The 21,190-nt window shown below is 71.4% G+C and carries 21 protein-coding genes and 1 pseudogene; 6 read left to right on the top strand and 16 right to left on the bottom strand.

The features are described from left to right. The 5 genes and pseudogenes from TR50_RS07120 to TR50_RS07105 form a co-directional block, all read right to left on the bottom strand. The gene (locus tag TR50_RS07120) at positions 1-1,092 is read right to left on the bottom strand and encodes a potassium channel family protein (RefSeq protein ID WP_439654203.1); all 1,092 of its coding nucleotides are present in this window, start codon (positions 1,090-1,092) and stop codon (positions 1-3) included. After that, a complete protein-coding gene (locus TR50_RS07115; protein WP_236654304.1) occupies positions 1,083-2,672 on the bottom strand; it encodes a molybdopterin molybdotransferase MoeA in 1,590 nt (529 codons plus the stop codon). The genes TR50_RS07120 and TR50_RS07115 overlap by 10 nt, the downstream gene beginning before the upstream one ends. Beyond that, positions 2,669-2,944, bottom strand: a pseudogene (locus TR50_RS50335) (DUF6457 domain-containing protein); the annotation flags it as partial. The gene TR50_RS07115 and the pseudogene TR50_RS50335, both read right to left, overlap by 4 nt. A 138-nt stretch (positions 2,945-3,082) precedes the next feature. Continuing rightward, positions 3,083-3,658 carry a molybdenum cofactor guanylyltransferase gene (gene mobA, locus TR50_RS50330; RefSeq protein ID WP_063775022.1) on the bottom strand — a complete coding sequence of 192 codons (576 nt, stop codon included), beginning with the start codon at positions 3,656-3,658 and terminating at the stop codon, positions 3,083-3,085. A 46-nt stretch (positions 3,659-3,704) separates the two neighbouring features. After that, the gene (locus TR50_RS07105; protein WP_042416026.1) at positions 3,705-4,856 is read right to left on the bottom strand and encodes an acyl-CoA dehydrogenase family protein; all 1,152 of its coding nucleotides are present in this window, start codon (positions 4,854-4,856) and stop codon (positions 3,705-3,707) included. A gap of 134 nt (positions 4,857-4,990) precedes the next feature. Between TR50_RS07105 and TR50_RS07100 the strand changes: the two genes are divergently transcribed. Genes TR50_RS07100 through TR50_RS42355 form a run of 4 tightly spaced genes read left to right on the top strand, consistent with a single transcriptional unit; the run spans position 4,991 to position 8,674 of the window. After that, a complete protein-coding gene (locus TR50_RS07100) occupies positions 4,991-5,809 on the top strand; it encodes a DUF5819 family protein (protein WP_052440813.1) in 819 nt (272 codons plus the stop codon). Beyond that, a complete protein-coding gene (locus TR50_RS07095) occupies positions 5,809-7,047 on the top strand; it encodes an HTTM domain-containing protein (RefSeq protein WP_063775021.1) in 1,239 nt (412 codons plus the stop codon). The genes TR50_RS07100 and TR50_RS07095 overlap by 1 nt, the downstream gene beginning before the upstream one ends. Before the next feature lie 46 nt (positions 7,048-7,093). Next, positions 7,094-7,858: a BRO-N domain-containing protein gene (locus TR50_RS42360; protein WP_084699840.1), complete on the top strand. Its 765-nt coding sequence runs from the start codon at positions 7,094-7,096 to the stop codon at positions 7,856-7,858. Positions 7,859-7,861: 3 nt separating this feature from the next. Then, a complete protein-coding gene (locus tag TR50_RS42355; RefSeq protein ID WP_052440811.1) occupies positions 7,862-8,674 on the top strand; it encodes a BRO-N domain-containing protein in 813 nt (270 codons plus the stop codon). Here TR50_RS42355 and TR50_RS07080 read toward each other — a convergent pair. Genes TR50_RS07080 through TR50_RS07070 form a run of 3 tightly spaced genes read right to left on the bottom strand, consistent with a single transcriptional unit; the run spans position 8,668 to position 10,806 of the window. Continuing rightward, a complete protein-coding gene (locus tag TR50_RS07080; RefSeq protein ID WP_236654303.1) occupies positions 8,668-9,420 on the bottom strand; it encodes a TrmH family RNA methyltransferase in 753 nt (250 codons plus the stop codon). The genes TR50_RS42355 and TR50_RS07080 overlap by 7 nt on opposite strands. Positions 9,421-9,425: 5 nt before the next feature. Further along, complete coding sequence (locus TR50_RS07075) at positions 9,426-10,316, bottom strand: pyridoxamine 5'-phosphate oxidase family protein (RefSeq protein ID WP_042416024.1); 891 nt, start codon at positions 10,314-10,316, stop codon at positions 9,426-9,428. 28 nt (positions 10,317-10,344) lie between these two features. Next, positions 10,345-10,806, bottom strand: coding sequence for a VOC family protein (locus TR50_RS07070; protein WP_042416021.1), 462 nt, complete (start codon positions 10,804-10,806; stop codon positions 10,345-10,347). Between the two features lie 128 nt (positions 10,807-10,934). On the opposite strand from TR50_RS07070, the gene TR50_RS07065 reads away from it, so the two are divergent. Beyond that, entirely contained in the window at positions 10,935-11,465 is a 531-nt protein-coding gene (locus TR50_RS07065; RefSeq protein WP_042416019.1) for a CGNR zinc finger domain-containing protein, read from the top strand. 75 nt (positions 11,466-11,540) lie between these two features. Here TR50_RS07065 and TR50_RS07060 read toward each other — a convergent pair whose 3' ends face one another. The 7 genes from TR50_RS07060 to TR50_RS07030 all read right to left on the bottom strand — a co-directional run bounded on the left by TR50_RS07060 (position 11,541) and on the right by TR50_RS07030 (position 19,897). Continuing rightward, positions 11,541-12,281, bottom strand: a complete 741-nt coding sequence (locus TR50_RS07060) for an ABC transporter permease (protein ID WP_084699880.1) — start codon at positions 12,279-12,281, stop codon at positions 11,541-11,543. A 122-nt stretch (positions 12,282-12,403) separates the two neighbouring features. Next, positions 12,404-13,327 carry an ABC transporter permease gene (locus TR50_RS07055; RefSeq protein ID WP_042416016.1) on the bottom strand — a complete coding sequence of 308 codons (924 nt, stop codon included), beginning with the start codon at positions 13,325-13,327 and terminating at the stop codon, positions 12,404-12,406. Then, positions 13,324-14,478, bottom strand: coding sequence for an ABC transporter ATP-binding protein (locus tag TR50_RS07050; RefSeq protein WP_042416013.1), 1,155 nt, complete (start codon positions 14,476-14,478; stop codon positions 13,324-13,326). Before TR50_RS07050 ends, TR50_RS07055 begins: the two co-directional genes overlap by 4 nt. Positions 14,479-14,504: 26 nt before the next feature. Further along, the gene (locus tag TR50_RS07045; RefSeq protein WP_052440810.1) at positions 14,505-15,677 is read right to left on the bottom strand and encodes an ABC transporter substrate-binding protein; all 1,173 of its coding nucleotides are present in this window, start codon (positions 15,675-15,677) and stop codon (positions 14,505-14,507) included. 433 nt (positions 15,678-16,110) lie between these two features. Beyond that, positions 16,111-17,793, bottom strand: coding sequence for a phenylacetic acid degradation protein PaaN (gene paaN, locus TR50_RS07040; protein WP_042416010.1), 1,683 nt, complete (start codon positions 17,791-17,793; stop codon positions 16,111-16,113). Positions 17,794-18,011: 218 nt separating this feature from the next. Beyond that, on the bottom strand, positions 18,012-18,443 hold the full coding sequence (locus TR50_RS49670) for a MarR family winged helix-turn-helix transcriptional regulator (protein ID WP_042416008.1): 432 nt from the start codon (positions 18,441-18,443) through the stop codon (positions 18,012-18,014). Further along, on the bottom strand, positions 18,440-19,897 hold the full coding sequence (locus TR50_RS07030; protein ID WP_042416003.1) for an MFS transporter: 1,458 nt from the start codon (positions 19,895-19,897) through the stop codon (positions 18,440-18,442). Before TR50_RS07030 ends, TR50_RS49670 begins: the two co-directional genes overlap by 4 nt. Before the next feature lie 111 nt (positions 19,898-20,008). Between TR50_RS07030 and TR50_RS07025 the strand changes: the two genes are divergently transcribed. Next, entirely contained in the window at positions 20,009-20,614 is a 606-nt protein-coding gene (locus TR50_RS07025) for a TetR/AcrR family transcriptional regulator (protein WP_042415999.1), read from the top strand. A gap of 34 nt (positions 20,615-20,648) precedes the next feature. On the opposite strand, the gene TR50_RS07020 is transcribed toward TR50_RS07025, so the two are convergent. Beyond that, positions 20,649-21,131 (bottom strand): Lrp/AsnC family transcriptional regulator, encoded by a 483-nt coding sequence (locus tag TR50_RS07020; protein WP_084699836.1) that lies wholly within the window; start codon positions 21,129-21,131, stop codon positions 20,649-20,651. Positions 21,132-21,190: the final 59 nt, after the last annotated feature.

Here is a 21,190-nt window from a genome sequence, read left to right as displayed (position 1 = left end):
CTAGCTGCTGCGGTGGATCGCGATGATCCGGTCCTCCGGCTGCAGCACCGCCGCCTCCGGGTCGCCGAAGGCGAGCCTGCGGTGACCGCGGAGCACGGCGACGACGAGGTCGCCGCACTCGCGGGGCGAACGCCCCGACTCCTCGTGGGTGACCGGGCGGTCGATGACGTCGAGGCCGTGGCCCGCCGTCAGCAGGTCGTCCAGGACCGCGCCGGTGCTCGGGCTCAGCGTGGAGACGCCGAGGAGTCGACCCACCGAGCTCGCGCTCGTCACGACGACGGTCGCGCCGCTCTGGCGCAGCAGCGGGGCGTTCTCGTCCTCGCGCACGGCGGCGACCACCACCGCCTCCTTGTTCAGCTGGCGCACCGTCAGGGTGACCAGCACGGCGGTGTCGTCCCGCTGGGGCGCGACGACGACCTGCGCCGCGCGTTCGACCCCGGCGCGCCGCAGCACGTCCGTACGGGTGCCGTCGCCGACGACGCCCGCCAGGCCGTCCTCGTTCGCGGCCGTCTCGATCGCGCGTCGCTGCGGGTCGACGATCACGATGGACGCCTTCGGCGTCCCTTTCTGCAACAGCGTCTCCACCGCGTTGCGGCCCTTGGTGCCGTAGCCGACCACGACAATGTGCCGGTCCAACTCCTGCCTCCAGCGGTTGATGCGCCACAGCCGGCGGCCGCGGGTGGTGAGCACCTCCAGCGTGGTGCCGACCAGGACGATCAGGAACAGCACGCGCAAGGGCGTGATCAGCAGGATGTTCGTGAGCCGGGCGCCGTCGCTGACCGGCGTGACGTCGCCGTAGCCGGTGGTGGAGAGGCTCACGGTCGCGTAGTAGAAGGCGCCCAGCAGGTCGAGGTGGTCGTGCGCGTTGTCGTGGTAGCCGTCACGGCCGAACCAGACCAGCAGCGCGGTGGCGACCAGGAGGGCCAAGGCCACCGCCAGCCGCCGCCCGACCTGCCGCAGCGGCGAGTCGTGGGCGCGTTCGGACTCGGGCAGCACGATCTGCCGCAGTTCGGCAGCGGAACCGCCCGGGTCGCTCTCCCGCGCGCCCGCCCCCGAGGCCGGGGCCGTCCGACCGTGTGGCCTCAGCCGCACGGCACGTCCAGCACCTCGATCGGGCGGCCCGTCGCCACGCCCCCCGGCGGCACCACGGCCAGGCCCTCGGCCAGCGCGAGCCCGCGCAGCATCGCCGGGCCGTCGTGTCGCAGCGGCACCGCGCCGCGTTCGGGCAGGGCGACCGGGACGAGGCGGGTGTGGCCGGGTTGACCGGGGAACTCCGCCGCGGCCGGGACCCGGTACGGCTCCGCCGCCGGGCAGCCGGCCAGGCCGCGCAGCAGCGGTTCGGCGAGCGTCGCCGCGCCCACGGCGGCGGCGAAGGGGTTGCCTGGCAGCCCGACGAGGTAGCGGGGCCCGCCGCCCGCCGCCGACCCGCCCGACCGCGCGGCCGGCTCCGACTGCTCCGACGCCCCCGACTTCACCGACTTCACCGACGGCTCGGTCGACTCCGGCAGTTCGGCCAGCAGCATCGGGTGGCCCGGACGCACCCGGACCCCGTCGACCAGTAGCCGCGCGCCGATCTCGTCCAGTGCCGGGTGCAGGAAGTCCACCGGTCCCGACGCCGTCGCGCCGGTGGTGACCACGACGTCGGCGCCGGTGGCGCGCAGGGCGGCGACGAGCGCCTCCCGATCGTCGCCGATCCGGCGCACGCCGGTGACGGTCGCGCCGTAGGCGGCGAGCCAGCCGGGCAGCATGGGGCCGAGCGCGTCGCGGATCCGCCCGCCCCTGGGAAGACCCTCGGTCAGCAACTCGTCGCCCAGCACCAGCAGTTCGACGGTGGGTCGGCGGTGCACGGCCAGCCGGTCGACCCCGGCGGCCGCGGCCAGGCCCAGCACGGCGGGCGTCACCAGCGTCCCGGCCGGCAGCAGCGCCTCGCCGCTACGGCACTCCTGGCCGCGCGGGCGGATGTCCCGGCCGAGCGGCGGCGTCCGCCTGCCGGGACGGCAGGCCAGTTCGGCGCCGTCGGCGCGGACGACGCCGTCCTCGCGCCGGAGCACGGCGGTGCCGCCTCCGGGGACGGGCGCGCCGGTCGCTGTTCGCACGGCCTCCCCGTCCTGCAACGACGCTGCGGGCGGCCGTCCCGCCAGGCCCTCCCCCTCGGCCGGCTCCCGCAGTCGCCACGGCCCGGGCCCCGAGACGGCCCAGCCGTCCATCGCCGAGGTGTCGAAGGGGGGCAGGTGGGTGGCAGCGGCCAGCGGCGCGGCGAGCACCGCGCCCAGCGCGTCCGCCGCGTCCCGCTCCTGTGTGCCGAGCGGGCGCGCGCCGGCGCGTCTGGCGACCGCGCGCGCCTGCGACCAGCCGAGCTCTCGTGCGTGCGTCGCGGGCGGCGGGACGGAGGGATCGGCGGCATCGGACTGATCAAGATCATCAAATGCGCCACGTGTGGCATTTCGCGATCTTGATACCGCCGAAGGGCCGACCAGGCCGATGGCGTCGTCCAGGGCCTGATCGAAGGAGGAGTCGGCGTTACGCGGACGGGGAGCAGACGTCGGCTCCTCCGCCGCCGCCTCGTAGTCGAACGGGCGGTCCGGCTCGGGCGGAGGCGGCGGGGTCGACGCCTGTGGCAGCAGATACGGATAGGCGGCCAGCAGATCCGCCTCGCCCTCGCGACCGGTCACTCCGGGTGCTCCTCGGCGCGGTCCGCCGCCCAGCGCAGCGCGAGCTGCGCGGCCTTCCGGTTCGCCTCCGCCACCGCCTCCGGTCCACCGCCGGCCGTGGCGGCCGCGTAGCCGACCAGGAAGGCGGTCAACGGCGCGGCGGGGCGCGCGACACCGTGCGCGACATCGCGGGTCATGTCGAGCAGCCCGTGGATGTCGACCTCAAGGTCGATCCCGAGTTCGGTCTTGGCAGCGGCGATCCAGTCATCCAGCACGCCTCCATCGTCCCCGATGGGCGTGCCGACGGCGCGCATCAGGGTGGTGTCACCTGCGTGTCCGCGTCGTTCCCGGCCCGTTTCCCCGGCCCGTTTCCCCGGCCCGCTTCCGTGCGCGTCACCCGGGCTCGTCTCCCGAGCGCGTCTCCCGGCCGGCTACCCGGCGCGTCGCCTGGCCCGTTCGACGTCGTCCCAGGTGTCGCAGTCCACGGCCGCGCCGGCCGTGTCCGGCAGGCGCAGGGTGCGCAGACGGCTCGTGACGGCCCGCAGCCGTGCGCCGTCCGGATCGCCGACGGCGGCGAGGGCGCTCCGCAGCGGCGCGGTGCGGTAGGCGGCGGTGAGGAGTTGCTCGCGGCCTTCCTCGTCGACCAGGACGGCGGCGTCGACCTCGGGCGCGGTCAAGGCGCCGAGCACGCGGTGCACGGTGACGGTATCCAGGAACGGCAGGTCGGCGGCGAGCAGCAGCGTCACCTCGGCGGTGACCTGCGCCAGGCCGGCCGCCAGCCCGGCGACCGGTCCGCCTCCGGGCGGCTCCTCGCGCACCCACCGCACGTCGCGTGCGGTGACGCGCTCGGGGCCGACCACGACCGTCGTCTCCGCGTCCGCGCAGGCCGCGAGGACGCGGTCGAGCAGCGTCGTGCCCCCGACGACCAGTGCGGGCTTGTCCTCGCCGCCCAGCCTGCGGGCGGCTCCACCGGCCAGGACGACGGCCTCGTATGCGCAGCGCTCCATGGTGCCCCCATGCAACCACAGTGCGCCGGACGGCTTTCCCGCAGGCCTACGGCAGCTGGTGCTCCGCCAGCAGGTCGCCCAACTCCTGCTCGAACGCCGCCGCCGGGCCGAGCAGCAGCTCGAGGTGCTTCGCCCAGGCGTGGTACCGGTGGAGCGGGTAGTCGAGGTCCGCCCCGATGCCGCCGTGGAGGTGCTGGGCCGTCGAAGCCACCGCCCGGACACCCTCCGCGGACCAGATCTTCGCCGTGGCCAGGTCCGCGTCCAGCGGCATGCGGTCCGCGAGGTCGACGCCGTGGGCGACGCGCCAGGCGGCCTGCCACAGGGTGACCTCCATCGCCCGCAGGTCGATGTAGCGGTCGGCGGACTGGACCGCGACCGCCTGGAAGGTCGCGATCGGATGCCCGAACTGCTCACGCTTGGACGCGTACGTCGAGGTCAGCTTCAACGCCGCCTCGCCGAGGCCCAGGCAGAGCGCGGCCACGCCCACGATCAGCCACGCCCGCACGGCGCGCCAGTTGGCCCCGTCCGCCGAGACCGGGCCGAGCTGCCAGGAGGACTCCACCACCGCGCCCTCGAAGACCAGCCGCCCGGCGAGCTCGCCGTTGGTCGACACCTGGCGCTCCAGCGTCACCCCCGCCCCGCGCGGGTCGACGAGCAGCAGCACCGTGCCCTCGGGTCCGCGGGCCGGGACCAGGACCAGATCCGTCACCGGCGCCCAGGCGACCCCGGTCTGCTCCCCGGTGAGGGTCCAGCCGCCCGCGACCGGAAGCGCCGTCACCGCCTCGTCGGCCGGCTCGTGGCCGCTGCGGCCGTGCGCGGCGACGCCGAGCAGCAGACGACCGGCCGCGACCTCCGGCAGCAGCCTGCGTCGCAGCTCGTCCGTGCCGAAGACCTGGACGGCCAGAGCGGCGGCGCCGGTCTCCAGCAGGGGTACACGCGCCAGCACGCGCGCGGACTCGCGCAGCACCAGGCACCAGGCGATCTCGTCCAGCCCCGCGCCGCCGTGGCTCTCGGCGAGCGCGATGCCCAGCAGGTCGGACTTGGCCAGGCGCTGCCACAGTTCCCGGTCGATGTCCGGGGCCACCGGCTCGACGCCGAGGGCGGGGCTGGGCACGCCCCCGTCCGGTGCGACGTCCGCGAAGACGCCGCGGGCCGCCTCGGCCGCGGCCTGCTGCGCGTCGGTGAAGGTGAAGTCCACGGGGCGCCCCTTCCGATGCAGTTGCTGACGCGACGTCAGATTAGAACAAGTTCTAGATACACGGAAGGGTCGCGCACAGGCCGTCGACATCAGTACCGTGCTCAGGAATCAGCGGAGCGGCAAGGCGGGCAGAAGTGGCAGACGAGCCGGACGGCGCAACCACGCACGAACCCATACCCGCGCCCCGAACCGCGCCGGAGGACACGACCGCGGAGAGCGGCGCCGCGGAGAACGATGCTGCGGAGAACGATCCTGCGGAGAGCGGCACCGAGGACAACGGCGCTGAAGACAGCGGTGCCGACCGGCCCGATCCCGCGCAGGGACGCCGCTGGTCGCTGCCCTCCCTGCTGGTCCTCTACGCCGCCGTGGTCGCCGTCGCACTCGCCGTGGTCTACCACCTCGGCACCGTCTTCCTCTCCATCGCGCCGAGCAACCCGGTCTCGCAGCGCAACGCCACCACCATCAACGCGCACGTGATGCCCGAGTTCGAGCAGAACTGGCAACTGTTCGCGCCCAACCCGCTGCAGCAGAACATCGCGGTCCAGGCGCGCGTGCAGACCCTCGCCGCCGACGGCGGCCGCACCGAGTCGCCGTGGATCGACCTGACCGCCCAGGACGTGGCCGCGATCCGCGGCAACGCGTTCCCCAGCCACGTCAACCAGAACCTGCTGCGCCGCGCCTGGGACTACTACACCGCCTGGCACGACCAGAACGAGAAGTCCACCGGCTTCGGGGGTCCGCTCTCGGTCGAGTACCTCAAGCGCATCGGGCTGCAGCGGATCGGCCGGGACTGGCGCGGGGAGCCGGTCATCCAGATCCAGTTCCGCTCCGCCACCACCGACGTCACCGGCCCCACCTGGACCGGTGCGCCCGCCACCGCCACCCCGTCCTACCGTCAGCTGCCCTGGTGGCCCGCCACCGACGACGACTACCGCGGCCTGGGGGCCTCCTGATGCACGCCCTGCTGACCCACGGCCGCAGGCGTGCCGGCGACGCCGCGTTCCGGGCCTGGACCACCGTCACCGGCAGCACCCTCGCGCGCTACCAGGCCGCGATCGTCCGCATCGGCGTCGCGCTGACCTTCGGCGCGTTCCTGCTGCGCGAGTGGCCGAACCGACGCGTCCTGTACGGCGACCTCTCGCCGTGGAGCGCGGACCTGTCGCGGCAGATGCTCTCGGCGAACCACGCCTTCTCCGTCCTGGCCTGGTCGGACGCGGGCTGGTGGTTCGAGTGCGTCTACGTGGCGGCGATCGCCGTCAGCGTGCTGATGCTGCTGGGGTGGCGCACCCGGGCGACCTCGCTGGTCTTCATGGTCCTGGTGCTGTCGCTGCAGAACCGCGCGGTCCTGGTCGGCGACGGCGGGGACAACGTCGTCCACCTGATGGCGATCTACCTGGTCTTCACCCGGTGCGGCGAGGTCTGGTCCCTGGACGCGCGCGCCGCGCGGCGCGGCACCCGCGACGAGCGGGATCCGGTGGGGGTCGCGGTGTGGCTGCTGCTGGGCCTGGCCCTGGCGTTCTGTCAGCTCTCCGGCTTCGCGAAGCTCGGCATGCTGGACCTCGGCGTCTACACCTGGGGCACCTTCTTCTGGCTCTGCTGGCTGCTGGCCGGCCTGCGCGGCGCACTGGCCCGCCGCGCGCCGGAGAGCGAGGGCTCGGCACTGCTGGACGCGCTCGGCGCACTGCTCCACAACGCCGCGATGCTGGTGATCGCCGCAGAGGTCTGCTTCATCTACGCCACCGCCGGCTGGTACAAGATCCAGGGCTCGCTGTGGCAGGGCGGCACCGCCCTCTGGTTCCCGCTCCACCTGCACTACTTCGAGCCGTGGCCGGCGCTCAACAGCATGCTCGGCAACAACAGCACGCTGGTCACCGTCATCACGTACGGCACGGTGATCGCCCAGGTGGGCTTCCCGTTCCTGGTCTTCAACCGGCGGATCAAGAACGTGATGCTGGCGCTGATGATGACCGAGCACCTGGCCATCGCGGTCGTCCTCGGGCTCCCCTTCTTCTCCCTCGCGATGATCACTGCAGACGCGGTCTTCCTCCCCACCGGCTTCCTCAGGCTGACCGGCCAGGGGGTGGCTAAGGGGGTGGCGCGCGTCGTCGCCACGCCAGTCTTGCGCCAGACGATCATGCGCGCCCCCCGCGCCACCGAGCGCGAGCAGGAGGCCGTGTCGGTCATCCGATAACCCGCGTTGTGCAGGGCGCTCCAGCACCCACCCGAAAGGGCGCGTCATGCACACGCGAATGCTTCACGCGGAGTTCCCCACCACGGGGCAACCCATCCGCGTCATCCTGACCGACGACGAGCCGTGGTTCGCCGTCGCCGACGTCTGCCGGATCCTCGGCAGGACCCAACCCGGCCAGGCCGTCAAGTTCCTCGGCGAGGACGAGGTCCGTGTCGTGAATACCCGCACTCCGCAGGAGGGTGTTCACGAAGCCGCAGGTCAGCGTGGGTTCTCACGCGGAAACCCCGACCTCGAGGTCGTCAGCGAGAGCGGCCTCTACCGGCTGATCGTGCGCTCCGACCAGCCCACCGCCCGCCCCTTCCAGGACTGGGTCACGCGCGAACTCCTCCCCTCCATCCGCCGTGACCACACCGACCTCGGCGCCGCGCGCGAGCACACGGCCGAGACCTTCGCCGAGGCGATCAACTTCGGCACCGTCCCGGACCCCGAGCCCGTCAGCGCGTTCGAGCTGCTGGGGCAGTCGTTCCAGCTCTACTCCGACGGCTTCGTCCACTGCCCGCACGGAGCGATGGACCCGGTGTTCCCCGCCCCTGACGAGGACGACGGCCCGCCCTACGGACCGCACTTCCGCTGCACCCGCACCGAGCGCGTCAGGCTCCTCGGCAGCAGGGCCCGCCGCCTCTGCCCGCCGGTCCGCCTCACCGACCTCGCCCGCGCCTGCCACCGCCGGCCGGCTGCGCCACCCGGCTCGGTCCTGCTCATCGCCGGCACCCCGACCGACGTCCTCACCGTCCTGAACGGAGTCCGCTAGACCATGGCCACCCGCCTGATCCACACCGAGTTCCCGACGACGGGACAGCCCATCCGCGTCGTGATCATCGACGGCGAGCCGTGGTTCGCCGTGCCGGACATCTGCCGGATCCTCGGGATCGGCAACTCCCGCATGGCCGCGACGGCACTGGCCCCGGACCAGCGCCTTACCGTCGACCTCCGGGAGAGTTCCGTCAGTTCAACTGACGGAAATCGAGAAACCACTGCTCAGCGTGGGTACACCGCCGGAAACCCCCGGGTGACCGCGACCAACGAGAGCGGGCTCTACACCCTCATCATGCGGTCCCGGAAGCCCACGGCCCGTCCCTTCCAGGACTGGGTCACCCGCGAGCTCCTGCCCTCCATCCGCCGTGGCGACGCCGACCTCGGCGCCGCGCGCGAGCGCATGGCCAAGACCTTCGCCGAAGCACTGGATCTCGACCAACCCGTGATCGGCGACCGCCGCCTGGACATCGACGATCAGCCCTTCGAGGTTCTAGGCGACGGATCGATCCACTGCCCGCACGGGCAGATGCGGCTCATCGCCCCCGTCACGAAGGACGAGCTCGAACCGCCCTTCGGCCCCTACCTCCTCTGTTCGGAGGTCGAGCGCGTCGGAATCCGTCGGCACAAGGGCCATCGGCCCTGTCAGCGGCTGCTGTTCGCCTCCGTGGTGCGGCACCTGCTGCATCGCTCGCACCCGCCGCTGCCGGAGGCCGACATCACCGTCAGCCTCGGCTCGGCCGAGCTGCGCGGCAGGCCCGCGCACATCGCCGAGGTTCTCCACAGGCTGGGGATGGCCGCTCCCGCCTACTGACCTGCTGAAGAACGCCCCTGCCAGTGGAACAGCGCCATGCCGACCGAGGTGGCGAGGTTGAAGCTGGACACCTGAGGACGCATAGGGATGGCCACAGTAGAGGTGGCCATCCCTTTCACATCATCCGTCACCCCGTGGCGCTCCGAGCCGAAAACGAGCAGAGCGTCATCCGGGAAGGTGACGTCGTGGATGGATTCGCCCTCCGGGTCCAGCGCGAAGACCGGCCCGGAGGGCAGGGCGTCCAGGGAGGTGCGCGCCACCGAGGTGGCGAAGTGGAGGCCGGCCGCGCCGCGGACCGCCGTGGGGTGCCAGGGGTCGACGTCGCCCGTCGTCAGCACGCCCGCCGCACCGAAGCCGGCCGCGAGGCGGACGACCGCGCCGATGTTGCCCAGGTTGCGCGGGTTCTCCAGGACCACGAACGGGCTGGTCCGCGTCGCGTTGTCCACAGGCTGTGGACGAAACGCCAGGGCGGCCACGCCCGTCGGGTGGGGCCGGGGGACGAGGCGGCGCAGCACCTCGCCCGTCACGGGGACGGCATCGACGCCGCCCAGGTCAGGGGCGAGGTCTGGAGCGAGGTCGGGGGCGAGGTCAGCGGCCAGGCGCGCCAGCCCCGCCGGGTCGGAGGTCACCGCCAGCGGCACCACCGCCCCGAAGCGCAGCGCGTGCTTGAGCGCGTGGAAACCCTCCAGCAGGACGGTGTCCCCGCTCGCGGCCAGCTGGGCCCAGCGTTCCTCGACGTCGATCACGGTCCTCAGCGTAGAGGGGGGTTGGCCGGGGAGTACTCCGGCTCGGTCCACCGCATCGGCAGCGCGCCCGGCAGCAGGACCGCGGCCGTCAGTTCGAACTCCACCGACCGCTCCTGCCAGTTCGTCCGGGCCTCACCCGTGAGGAGGAGCGTGTCACCGCTCTCCCAGTCCGGCAGGACGAGGCCCGCACGCGGGTTCAGTTCCAGGTTGCCCAGCGTCATGTAGGCGCCGTTGCCCGCGTAGTCGGCCCACCGCAGCCGGGTCGGCGAGAGGAGCTCGACGAATCCGGGCAGGCCGCCCCGATGCGAGGCGTCCACGTGACCGTCCGCATCGGCGGTGGCGAGGAAGAACGTGTCGGCGGTCGCGACGAACGCCTGCTGCGCCGCCGACAACGCGGAGCTCCAGCGGGCCGGTCCGGGCGCGGTGGTCGGGGTGTGCCGGACCGGGCGCCGCTTCTGGATGTACTTCGGGCAGTTGGAGAAGACCTGCTCGGTGCGGAGCCGCAGACCGGACGGTCCGGCCGCCTCCGCCAGGCCGTTGACCCGCATCCGGCGTCGCGTCGCGGGTTCGAGCGCGACGGTGCCGACGCTGGCCGGCGCGCTCCCCCGCAGCACGCCGGCCAGCGGGTCGTCGGGGCGCGGGGACGCGGCCACGACGATCGTCCGCTCGTCGGGAACGGAGACGAAGCCGGGCTCGCCGGTCAGCACCGTCGCCCAGATCCGCCCGGTCTCGTCGGCGGCGCCGACGACCAGCAGCTGCCGCTCCGCCAGGAACGCCGCCGCGACCGAAGGGACGGTGCTGCGGATGCTGCGGCCGAGGTGCTCCGCCCGCGCGGTGTCCCCGAGCCGCGCCTGGGCCGCGAGCTCGCCCGCGTGGTAGCCGGTCGCCTTCGCCATGACCCAGCCCTCCTGAGAAGAAATCGCCTTAGAAGAAGCCGCAGGTGGGCGCGTCGGCGAAGGGCGCGGAGCCCTCCGCGGCGACGCCGCTCGCGGTGAAGATCTCCAGCCGGGTGCCGTCCGGATCGGTGAAGAAGATGCCGCCGGAGTCCTGGCCGGGGCCGTGCAGCACGATCCCGTCGTGGTGGAAGGTCGCGCCGCGCTCCTTGAGCGCCCACTCCGCCTCGCGGACCTCCTCGACGGAGTCCACCTCGAAGGAGAGGTGGTGCAGGCCGGCCAGGTCGGTCGGGTGGGCCCCGGACGCCTGCTGCCAGATGGTGAGCACCAGCTCGCCCTTCTTGCCGAGCCGCGCCCGGCGACGCTCCGGGGGCGTGCCGGGCTCGCTGCCGCCCATCACCTCCAGCCCCAGGACGTCGCGGTAGAAGGCGACCGAGCGGTCCAGGTCGGTGACGTTGATGCCGATGTGGCCGGTGCGCAGCGAGGCGGGCATGGACGGACTCCCGTTCCGAGAAGAGAAAGAGGCAGACAGGGCGATCTCTAACCGTTCAACACGACAGTAAGGGTTAGAAGCGAAGGGCCGCAACCGCTACTCGACACCTGAACGGTTAGACTCTCTTCATGGAAGCCCTCGTCGACCTGGACCCCCGCCCGCTGCGCGGCGAACCGCTCTCGCTCGACCTGCTCAACACCCGCTGGCACGACGAGCAGCTCTTCCAGCAGCCGCAGGGCCTTGCGATCTGGCTCGCCTCCAACGGCCTGACCGACCGCGCACCCGACGTCCCCGAGACCCTCGACGCGCTGCTCCAGGCCCGTGCCGCGCTGCTCGCGCTGCGCGCCGACCCCCGCGACACCGCAGCGCTGAACGCGGTGCTCGCACACGGCCGGATCCGCCGCACCCTCGACGCCGAGGGCCTGCCCCACGACGAGCCCGAGGTCGTCGACCCGGTCTGGCTGCCGGCCTGGCTCGCCGCCGACGACTACCTGCGCCTGCTGGCCAGGGGCCCCGCGCGCATCCGCGAGTGCGCCCACGACCGCTGCATCCTGACCTTCTTCGACACCTCCCAGAACGGCCGCCGCCGCTGGTGCGACATGGCCCACTGCGGCAACCGCGCCAAGGCCGCCCGCCACTACACGAAGGCGAAGAGCTGACCGAACGCAAAAAGCTGATCCCCGTCCGGACGGGCCGGACGGGGATCAGCGGGGGATTCAGAGAACGGGCCGGGGCTACTTCTTGCGCGCGGCCCGCATCTGGTTGAGGACCTGCGAGACGGCGATCACGGCCATGGTGCCGAGCAGCATCAGCGAGCCGATGACGTCGATCTGCGCCGGGTAGGCGCGCTGCACCGAGCCGAAGATGTACATCGGGAAGGTCTCCGAGTTGCCCGCGGTGAAGACCGTGATGATGTAGTCGTCGATGGAGATCGCGAAGGCGAGCAGCGCGGCCGCGCCGATGCCGGGGGCGACCAGCGGCAGGGTGACCTTCATGAACGTCTGGGTCGGGGTGGCGTAGAGGTCCTGCGCCGCCCGCTCCAGCGTCGGGTCCATGCCCGCCAGACGGGACTTGACCGTCACCACGACGTACGAGATGCAGAACATCACGTGGGCGATGGTGATCGTCCAGAAGCCCATGCCGCCGGGGCCGATGGTGTTGAAGAACAGCGCCGCCAGCGTCGCGCCCATGACCACCTCGGGGGCGGCCATCGGCAGGAACAGCAGGGCGTTGATGCCGCTGCGCGCCTTGAAGCGGTGCCGCACCATGGCGAAGGCGATCATCGTGCCGAGGATCGTCGCGATGATCGTCGCGACCACGCCGATCTCCAGCGACAGCCCGATGCTGTGGCACATCGTGCTGTTGGAGCAGGGGTTCTTCCAGGCGTCCAGGGAGAACTTGTTCCAGGTGTAGTTGAACTTGCCCGCGGGCGAGTTGAACGACATCCACAGGATGACGGCGTTCGGCAGCAGCATGAAGACGAACACCAGGAAGGTGACGACCAGCAGGACGTGCTGCTTGGCCCAGGCGAGCGGGCTCTTGCGCCGCTCCTTGGGCGCCCCGGCCGAAGCGGGGGCGGCGATGGTCTGAGTAGCCACTAGAGCAGGTCCTCCGTCCCGGCCCGCCAGATGTACGTCATGACGATGACGAGCGTGCCGACCATCATCACGACCGACATCGCGGAGCCGACCGGGTAGCCGTTGGTCTGACGCAGGAACAGGTCCTCGATGCGCTGACCGACCACCGTCGTGTTCGGGTTGCCCAGCAGCTGGGCGTTGATGTAGTCACCGACCGCCGGAATGAAGGTCAGCAGGGTGCCGCCGATGACGCCGGGCATCGACAGCGGCAGCGTGATCCGACGCCAGGTGGTGAAAGCGCTGCAGTACAGGTCGGCGCCGGCCTCGTGCAGGCGCGGGTCGATCTTCTCCAGCGAGGTGTACAGCGGCAGGATCGTGAACGGCAGGAAGTTGTAGACCATGCCGCAGACCACCGCGGCCGGGCTGGCCAGCACGTGGTTGCCGACGGTCCAGCCGAGCGCCGTCGTGATCTTCAGCAGGTGCAGGCTGTTGAGCGTGTGCACCACGGTGCCGTTGTCCGCGAGGATCGTCTTCCAGGCGATGGTGCGGATCAGGAAGCTGGTGAAGGACGGCACGATGACCAGGGCCATCAGCAGCGTCTTCCAGCGGCCGCCCTTGAAGGCGATGAAGTACGCGACGGGGTAGGCCAGCGCCAGGCAGACGATGGTCGTCAGCAGCGAGTACACCAGGGAGTGGTAGTACTGCGGGCCGAAGTCGGTGATCGCGTCGCGGTAGTTGGCCCAGTGCCAGGTGAGCTTGAAGCCGTCGTCGTAGTCGCCCGTCTGCACCGAGGCCGAGACCGAGGTGAGGATCGGGATCAGGAAGAAGACGGTCAGCCAGAGCAGGCCGGGGAGCAGGAGGACCCACGGGGTCCAGTTGCGGCGGGGCTTGCGGTCCGGCGCGCGCTCCTCGACCGGGGCGGGCGCCTCGGTGAGAGTCGTCATGCCGCGGCCTCCTCGTCGGCCTCGGCGCCGGCCTCGATGTCCTGGGAGCCCTCAAGACCGAAGCCCTGGCTCGGGTCCCAGTAGACGACGACCTCGGCGCCCGGACGCTGGATGGCGCGGCCGGTGTTCTGCTCGAAGACGGACAGCTCCTCGCCGGACGGCATCTGCACCAGGTACTGGGTGGAGACGCCGATGAAGCTGGTGTCGACGACCTTGCCGCCGACCAGCGCGTTGTAGCCGTCCGGGACCTCGCCGCGGTCGGTGGCGACCTGGACCTTCTCCGGGCGGACGCCGAGGATGATCTTGCCGCTGGTGGAGCGGCAGCGCTTGGCGTCGACCTTGAGCTGCTGGCCGTGCGCGGAGACGGAGACGATCCCGTCCTTCTCGCCCTCGACGGAGGCCGGGATCAGGTTGGACTGGCCGAGGAAGTTGGCCACGAAGGTGGTGGTCGGGTTCTCGTACAGGTCGGCGGGGGAGCCGAGCTGCTCGATCCGGCCGTGGTTCATCACCGCGATGGTGTCGGCCATGGTCATGGCCTCCTCCTGGTCGTGGGTGACGTGCACGAAGGTGAGACCGACCTCGGTCTGGATGCGCTTGAGCTCGATCTGCATCTGGCGGCGCAGCTTGAGGTCGAGCGCGCCCAGCGGCTCGTCCAGCAGCAGCACCTGCGGCTGGTTGATCAGCGCGCGGGCCAGCGCGATGCGCTGCTGCTGACCGCCGGACAGCTGGGTCGGCTTGCGCTTGGCCAGGTGGCCGAGCTCGACCAGGTCGAGCATGTCGGTCACGGCCTTCTTGACGTCCTTCACGCCGCGGCGGCGCAGGCCGAAGGCCACGTTCTCGAAGATGTCCAGGTGCGGGAAGAGCGCGTAGTTCTGGAACACCGTGTTGACCGGGCGGCGGTAGGGCTTGAGGTCGGTGACCTCCTGCTCGCCCAGGAAGATCTGACCGACCGTCGGGTCCTCCAGACCCGAGACCATGCGCAGCGTCGTGGTCTTGCCGCATCCGGAGGCGCCCAGCAGGGCGAAGAACGACCCCTGCGGGATCGTCAGGCTCAGGTCGTCCACCGCGGTGAAGGAGCCGTAGCGCTTGGTGAGGCCGGCCAGGCGGAGGTCTCCGCCCTCGGTGCGGCCGAGTACGTCGTGGGAACTCATCGGGACTCTTCTCTCCGTGGGCGGGACTACTGGCCGGTGATCTGCTGGAAGCGGCTGGTGTAGTCGTTCAACTGGGCGATGCTGAGCGCCATGAAGCCGTGCGCGTTGGCTTCCATCGCCTTGGTCGGCACGATCAGCGGTACCGAGGCCGCCGTGGAATCGAGCTGCTGCAGGGCGGCGACGGCGCCCTGCACCGAGGGGATGTAGTCGATGTAGTCGGTCAGCTCGGCCGAGACCTCGGGCTGGAGGTAGTAGTTCATCAGCTTCTCGGCGTTCTTCTTGTGCCGCGCGAAGTTGGGGATGACCATGTTGTCGGACCAGGCCAGCAGCCCCTCCTTGGGCAGGTCCACGGTCACCAGGTTCGCCTTGCCGAGCTGGGCGACGTCACCGGAGTAGGCCATGGTGACGGCGGTGTTGCCCTGCTGGAAGTCGCTCAGGTAGTCGTTGCCGGTGAAGGAGCGGATCTGGCCCGCGTCCTTGGCCCGGCGGATGTACTCCAGCGCCTGGTTGAACTGCGCGTCGGTGAAGTGCTCCGGGTTCATCCCCTGCGCCAGCAGGGCCATCGCGACGGTGTCCTCCATCTCCGCGAAGAGGGAGACCTTGCCCCGGAGGTCGGGGCGGGTGAAGAGCTCGGCGATCGAGGTGATCGGCGTCTTCACCAGGTTGGAGTTGTACGCGATGGTGGTGTAGCCGTACGCCCACGGGATCGAGTGCATGCGGCCCGGGTCGGTCGGGTCCTTGAGCACGCTGGGCAGCAGCTTCGAGTGGTTCGGGATGTTCGCCAGGTCGAACGACTGGATGTAGTCGTACGTCCGGTACTTGGCCACCATGTAGTCGGAGACGACCATGATGTCGTAGCCGGTGTCGATGCCCTTGACCAACGACGGGTCGATCTTGTTGTACCAGTCGTTGTTGTCGTTGATGATCTCCAGGTAGTCGACCTGGATGCCGGTCTGCTTGACGAAGGCGTCCAGCGTCGGCCGCTTGTTCTGGTCCTTCGGGTCGACGTCGATGTACGCCGGCCAGTTGGCGAAGACGACCTTCTTCTCGACGTCCGAGTAGTCGTGGCCGGCCTGGCCGTTCTCCTTGGAGCCCGGCGGCAGCACATGGCCCTGGACACCACACGCGGAGAGCGCACTCGCGCCCGCCACGGCGACGCCGCCGACCATCGCGCCGCGCAGCAGCGAACGCCGGCTCATGCGGCGAGCCGTCGACGTCAGCCTGGTGCGGTTCGTGTAGCGCGCGAGCTCAAAAGAGCTGGCGTTCGTCATGTTCGGGGGCGTCATGTTCGGGGGAGTGCCTTTCTCAAAGACGCGGGGGCTGTCCGGAGGTCCTTTCCGACGCTGCGATGGGGACCGACATTAAGGCCCATGAGCTGCGGATTCCATGCCCCGACAGTGAGTTGGGGGCGGAATTGTTATGAAAGCCCGGCCACGACGACGTGATCCGCATCACCGCTTACCCTGCGTGATTCAGGCCTCCCAGGGCCACCTACAGCGTGTAAAAGGCGCAACAGAACGCCTACACCCGTGTCAGTGCAAAGCAGCGGGGCCGCCCAGGAGAATCCTGGGCGGCCCCGCATTTTCTTATGCCAACACCTGCGCTTGTGCTTATGCCAACACCCGCGCGGAATCAGCCGTTGTGGCGGCGGACCTCCATCACGCGGAATCGGCTCGCGACGAAGGCGGCGTCGGCGTAGGCCGCGTTCGCGGCCGGGTTGGCCCCGGTGCCGTGGAGGTCGGAGAAGGCGGCGGTCTGGTTCACGAAGACCTGGCCGGTCAGGTTCAGCGAGAGCGAGACGCCCGCGTCCACGGCCGCCTCGACCACCGCGCGCTCGACCTCGGGCGAGGTCGTGTAGGCGGCCGCGGTCATCGCGCCCCGGGTGCGGACCGTCTCGGCCAGCAGCTCCACGCCCTGCGCGGCGGAGTCCACGGCGATGGCGAAGGCCACCGGGCCGAAGCACTCGCCCGGCAGCGCGTCCTTGGCCGCGTCCAGGGTGACCAGGGCAGGCGTGCGGATCACGGCCTCGGGGAACTCCGGGCTCACCACCGCGCGCGGCGCCAGCGCGAGCTCGCCGTACTCGCCCTTCTCGGCCTGCTCGACCCGCTGCAGCACGCCCGGGTTCACCACGGCGCCGAGGATCTGCGCGGCGCGCGCGTCGTCCCCGAGGAGCTTGCCGAGGGCGGCGGACAGGTCCGCGACGACCTCGGCGAAGGACTTCTCGCCCTGGTCGGTGGCGATGCCCGCACGCGGGATCAGCAGGTTCTGCGGCGTGGTGCACATCTGGCCGCTGTAGAGGGAGAGGCTGAAGGCCAGGTTGCCCAGCGCGTTGGCGTAGTCGTCGGTGGACTCGACCAGGACGGTGTTGACGCCGGCCTTCTCGGTGTAGACCTGCGCCTGGCGGGCGTTCTCCTCCAGCCAGTCGCCGAAGGCGGTGGACCCGGTGTAGTCGACGATGGCGACCTCGGGCCGGGTGGCCAGCGTCTTGGCCAGACCCTCCCCCGGCTTCTCCGGTGCGAGCTGCACGACGTCGGCGTCGAAACCGGCCTCGGTCAGCACCTCGCGGGCGATCTCGACGGTCAGCGCCAACGGCAGGATCGCGCGCGGGTGCGGCTTCACGACCACGGCGTTGCCGGTCGCGAGCGAGGCGAACAGGCCCGGGAAGCCGTTCCAGGTCGGGAAGGTGTTGCAGCCGATGACCAGCCCGACGCCGCGCGGCCGGACGATGAACTCCTTCTCCATCTGGAGCGGGTCGCGCTTGCCCTGCGGCTTGGTCCAGTTCGCCTTGGCCGGGATCCGGGTCTGCTCGGCGAAGGCGACGGCCACGGCCTCCAGCCCGCGGTCCTGCGCGTGCGGGCCGCCGGCCTGGAAGGCCATGCCGAAGGCCTGGCCGGTGGTGTGCTGGACGGCGAAGCCGAACTCGACCGAGCGGGCGTTGATCCGCGCCAGGATCTCCAGGCAGACCGCCGCCCGCGGCAGCGGGCTCGCCTGCGCCCACGCGGGCTGCGCGGCGACGGCGGCGGCCATCAGCGCGTCGGCGGAGCGGTAGCCGTAGGCGATGTCCAGCGGCCCCCCGAACGGCGAGACCTCGCCCCCGGCGTCGGCGGCGGGACCGACGAGCTCGTCCGCGGCGAAGCGCGTGGTGCCCTTCAGTGCCTCGAACGCGGCGCCGCCGACAGCGAGGGCGTCCTCGCCGTAGGCCTTCGGGAACTCGGGGTACGGCGACCAGTAGTCCCGCTCGGCGAGGGCGCTCACCGCGCGCTCAAGGGTCTCCTGGTGACGGTCGATCATCGGGTGGACCGTGGCTGCGGTCATGACGCGCACTCCTCATGGGCTCCGGGCGGCGACTCTGCCAGCACCCAAGGTAACCGAATGATCGGTCGGCTGGCCATGCTCCAACCCAGGGGCGCGGGGAACGGCGCGAGATATCACCTGGGGCGGATGGTCCTCGACGTTAAAAACCATCCGCCCGGGTGGGCTGGTCGCGCCCGCGCGGCGGAGCCGCAGATCAGCAGAGCCTCGCGCCCCTTACGTCAGTGCAACTTCCCCAGGATGCGATCCAGATCCGCCAGATCCTCCGGCGGCAGCGCCGCCAGCTCCGCCGGGGGCGTGGTCAGGATCCCCGTCGCCCGCGCAGCGGCCTCGCGGCCGGCCTCGGTGAGGGTGACGACCTTGCAGCGGCGGTCGTCCGGGTCCAGGGAGCGGACGACGAAGCCGCGCCCCTCCAGGTCGTCGACCACCAGCGTGGTGTACGGCTTGTCCGTCATCAGCCGGGAGGTCAGCTCGCGCATCCGCAAGGGGCCCTCCGCCAGCAGCCGCAGCGCCTTGGCGCGGCTGAAGCTCATGCCCAGCGCCTCCGCCACCCGTTGCTTGCGGTCGTCCGCCTCCAGGACCAGCCGTCGCATGACGGCGTAGACCCGCTGGGCCGATTCCTGCGCCGATTTCTCCTGCGCCTGCCCGCTCATCCCGCGCTCACACTCGCTCGCTTCTCCTCGGGCGCGGAGGTGAAGACCCGCTCGGCCGTCCCCCGGGCCCACTGACCCGTCGTCGCGACGCCCAGGACCAGCACGACCGCCGCGCAGCCCACCATGATCCACCAACCGACGTGGCTCGCCTGCGCGAAGCCCGCGTGCAGGCCGCCGACCACGGCGGAGGTCACCACCGAGCCGATCACCGCGACGCCCAGCGCCTGGCCGGTCTGCCGGCTGGTGGAGGCGACGGCCGCCGCGACGCCCGCCTGGGCGCGGGGCATGCCGGAGACCGCGGTGTTGGTGATGGGCGCGTTCAGCATGCCGAAGCCGAGACCGAACACCAGGTAGGCCAGCAGCAGCTGCCAGATCGGGGTGTCCGGCCGCAGGCCGACCATCAGCAGTGAGCTGGCGGTCATCGCGATGCCGGCGACCACCAGCGGGAGCCGGGGGCCGCGCGAGCCGACCAGGCGGCCGCTGAGCGGGGAGCAGACGACCGTGGCCAGCGCCATCGGGAGGGTGGCCAGGCCCGCCCGCAGCGCGCTGAAGTCGCGGACGTCCTGGAGGTAGAGGGTGTTGAGGAAGAGGAACCCGCCGAGTGCGGCGAAGCCGCTGATGGCTATCAGCGTCGCGCCGCTGAACGGCGCGCTGCGGAAGAAGCGCAGCTCGATCAGGGGCTCCTCGCGGCGCGACTCGACGATCAGCAGCGCGACCAGTGCGGCGGCCGCGAGGCCGAAGCAGGTGAGCGACTGCGCCGAGCCCCAGCCGGCCTTCGGGGCCTCGATGATGCCGTAGGTGAGCGAGCCGAGCAGGGTGATCACCGCGAGCTGGCCGAAGGGGTCGATCCGGCGCGGGCGCGGGGCCCGGGACTCGGGGACGAAGCGTCCGGCCAGGACCAGGGCCGCCAGGCCGACCGGGATGTTGATCCAGAAGATCGAGGACCAGCCCACCGCGCCGACCAGCAGGCCGCCGACGACCGGGCCGAGCGCCATGCTGAAGCCCACCGTGCCGCCCCAGACGCCGATGGCGCGGGCGCGCTCCTTGGGATCGGTGAAGGTGTTGGTGATGATCCCCATGGCGACCGGGTTCAGCATCGAGCCGCCGACCGCCTGCAGCATGCGGGCGCCGATCAGCCAGCCGAGGCCGGGCGCGAGGCTGCACGCCAGGGAGCCGAGGGTGAAGAGGGCGAGGCCGGTCTGGAAGACCCGGCGGCGGCCGAAGCGGTCCCCCATCGAGCCGCCGAGGATCAGCAGCGAGGCGAGCACCACCACGTAGGCGTCGACCACCCACTGCAGGCTGGAGACGTCCCCACCGAGGCTCGTTGGATCAAAAGCGTGTGCGATCGACGGCAGCGCGACGTTCACGATCGTGTTGTCGAGCCCGACGATGAACAGGCTCATGCAGCAGATGGCCAGGACCAGGAGTCGTCGTCGTGCGCTGAGCTCCGGCATGCCCGCCCCCTCTCCTCTATCCATTGTATGCCTGTAACAGTTATAGCACTACAACGATAAGCCGGGGAACACGGGAGCGAGGTGGGACAACGTGATGTGATACTCGTCCACATGGTCGAGACCTCCCGCGCCCCGCGCCGCGACGCCTACACCGTCGACACGCTGCTGGCCGTCACCGTCCGGGTCTTCAACGAGCGGGGCTACGACGGCACCTCGATGGAGGACCTCTCACGGGCGGCCGGGATCTCCAAGTCCTCGATCTACCACCACGTCAAGGGCAAGGAGGAGCTCCTCCGCCTCGCCGTCGGCCGGGCCCTGGACGGCCTCTTCGGCACCCTGGACGAGCCCGAGGCGACGCGCGGCACGGCGCTCGCCCGGCTCCAGCACGTCGTGCACCGCACGACGGAGGTGCTGCTGGCCGAGCTCCCCTACGTGACGCTGCTGCTGCGGGTCCGCGGCAACACCGCCACCGAGCAGTGGGCGCTCCAGCGCCGGCGCGAGTTCGACCACCGCGTCGCCGAGCTGCTGGCCGAGGCCGTCGCCGAGGGCTCCCTGCGCGCGGACGTCGAGCCGCGGCTGGCGACCCGCCTGCTCTTCGGCATGATCAACTCGCTGGTCGAGTGGTACCGCCCGGACGGCCCGGACGGGGCGAAGTCCGCCGCCCGCGTCGTCGACGCCGTCACCGAGCTGGCCTTCCACGGCCTGCGGGCCGCCTGACCCGGAGCCCCGGCCGCGGCCGGAGAACGCCACGCTAGTCGGGCAGCAACGGCAGCCGGTCCGTCTCCTCGAAGACCAGCAGCGTCTGCGTGGCGAGCACGCCCGGGATCGACTGGATCTTGTTCAGCACCAGGTCGCGCAGCGCGCGGTTGTCGACCGTGTGCACCAGCATCAGCACGTCGAACTCGCCGCCGACCAGCGCGATGTGCTCCACCCCCGGCAGCTCCAGCAGCGCCGTGCGCACCTGCCGCCAGGAGTTCTGCACCACCTTCAGCGTCACGTACGCCGACGCGCCGTGACCCGCGCGCTCGTGGTCGACGCGGGCCGTGAAGCCCCGGATCACGCCGTCCTCCACCATCCGCGCGATGCGCGCGTACGCGTTGGCGCGCGAGACGTGCACCCGCTCGGCGACCGAGCGGATCGAGGCGCGCCCGTCCTGCTGGAGCAGCCGCAGGATCGCCCGGTCCACCCGGTCCAGCGAGCGCTGTTCCCCACCGGCCATCTGTTCAGCGGTCATGGCCCCCTGCCCTCCCGAAATGGACGACCTGCTTCCAGCGAAGCGCTCCGTGGACCGTC

Source organism: Streptacidiphilus anmyonensis (genome assembly GCF_000787855.1).
GTDB classification, from domain to species: domain Bacteria; phylum Actinomycetota; class Actinomycetes; order Streptomycetales; family Streptomycetaceae; genus Streptacidiphilus; species Streptacidiphilus anmyonensis.
Note: the sequence above shows the minus strand (reverse complement) of the source record. Positions and strands in the feature narration are given on the sequence as shown.

What these genes read in the sequence shown, in the direction of transcription:
- mobA (WP_063775022.1), bottom strand. Translation starts at nt 3,658, where the DNA reads ATGGAGCGCTGCGCATACGAGGCCGTCGTCCTGGCCGGTGGAGCCGCC.
- TR50_RS07095 (WP_063775021.1), top strand. Translation starts at nt 5,809, where the DNA reads ATGCACGCCCTGCTGACCCACGGCCGCAGGCGTGCCGGCGACGCCGCG.
- TR50_RS42360 (WP_084699840.1), top strand. Translation starts at nt 7,094, where the DNA reads ATGCACACGCGAATGCTTCACGCGGAGTTCCCCACCACGGGGCAACCC.
- TR50_RS42355 (WP_052440811.1), top strand. Translation starts at nt 7,862, where the DNA reads ATGGCCACCCGCCTGATCCACACCGAGTTCCCGACGACGGGACAGCCC.
- TR50_RS07075 (WP_042416024.1), bottom strand. Translation starts at nt 10,316, where the DNA reads ATGGCGAAGGCGACCGGCTACCACGCGGGCGAGCTCGCGGCCCAGGCG.
- TR50_RS07070 (WP_042416021.1), bottom strand. Translation starts at nt 10,806, where the DNA reads ATGCCCGCCTCGCTGCGCACCGGCCACATCGGCATCAACGTCACCGAC.
- TR50_RS07065 (WP_042416019.1), top strand. Translation starts at nt 10,935, where the DNA reads ATGGAAGCCCTCGTCGACCTGGACCCCCGCCCGCTGCGCGGCGAACCG.
- TR50_RS07060 (WP_084699880.1), bottom strand. Translation starts at nt 12,281, where the DNA reads ATGCTGCTGCCGAACGCCGTCATCCTGTGGATGTCGTTCAACTCGCCC.
- TR50_RS07055 (WP_042416016.1), bottom strand. Translation starts at nt 13,327, where the DNA reads ATGACGACTCTCACCGAGGCGCCCGCCCCGGTCGAGGAGCGCGCGCCG.
- TR50_RS07050 (WP_042416013.1), bottom strand. Translation starts at nt 14,478, where the DNA reads ATGAGTTCCCACGACGTACTCGGCCGCACCGAGGGCGGAGACCTCCGC.
- TR50_RS07045 (WP_052440810.1), bottom strand. Translation starts at nt 15,677, where the DNA reads ATGAGCCGGCGTTCGCTGCTGCGCGGCGCGATGGTCGGCGGCGTCGCC.
- paaN (WP_042416010.1), bottom strand. Translation starts at nt 17,793, where the DNA reads ATGACCGCAGCCACGGTCCACCCGATGATCGACCGTCACCAGGAGACC.
- TR50_RS49670 (WP_042416008.1), bottom strand. Translation starts at nt 18,443, where the DNA reads ATGAGCGGGCAGGCGCAGGAGAAATCGGCGCAGGAATCGGCCCAGCGG.
- TR50_RS07030 (WP_042416003.1), bottom strand. Translation starts at nt 19,897, where the DNA reads ATGCCGGAGCTCAGCGCACGACGACGACTCCTGGTCCTGGCCATCTGC.
- TR50_RS07025 (WP_042415999.1), top strand. Translation starts at nt 20,009, where the DNA reads ATGGTCGAGACCTCCCGCGCCCCGCGCCGCGACGCCTACACCGTCGAC.
- TR50_RS07020 (WP_084699836.1), bottom strand. Translation starts at nt 21,131, where the DNA reads ATGACCGCTGAACAGATGGCCGGTGGGGAACAGCGCTCGCTGGACCGG.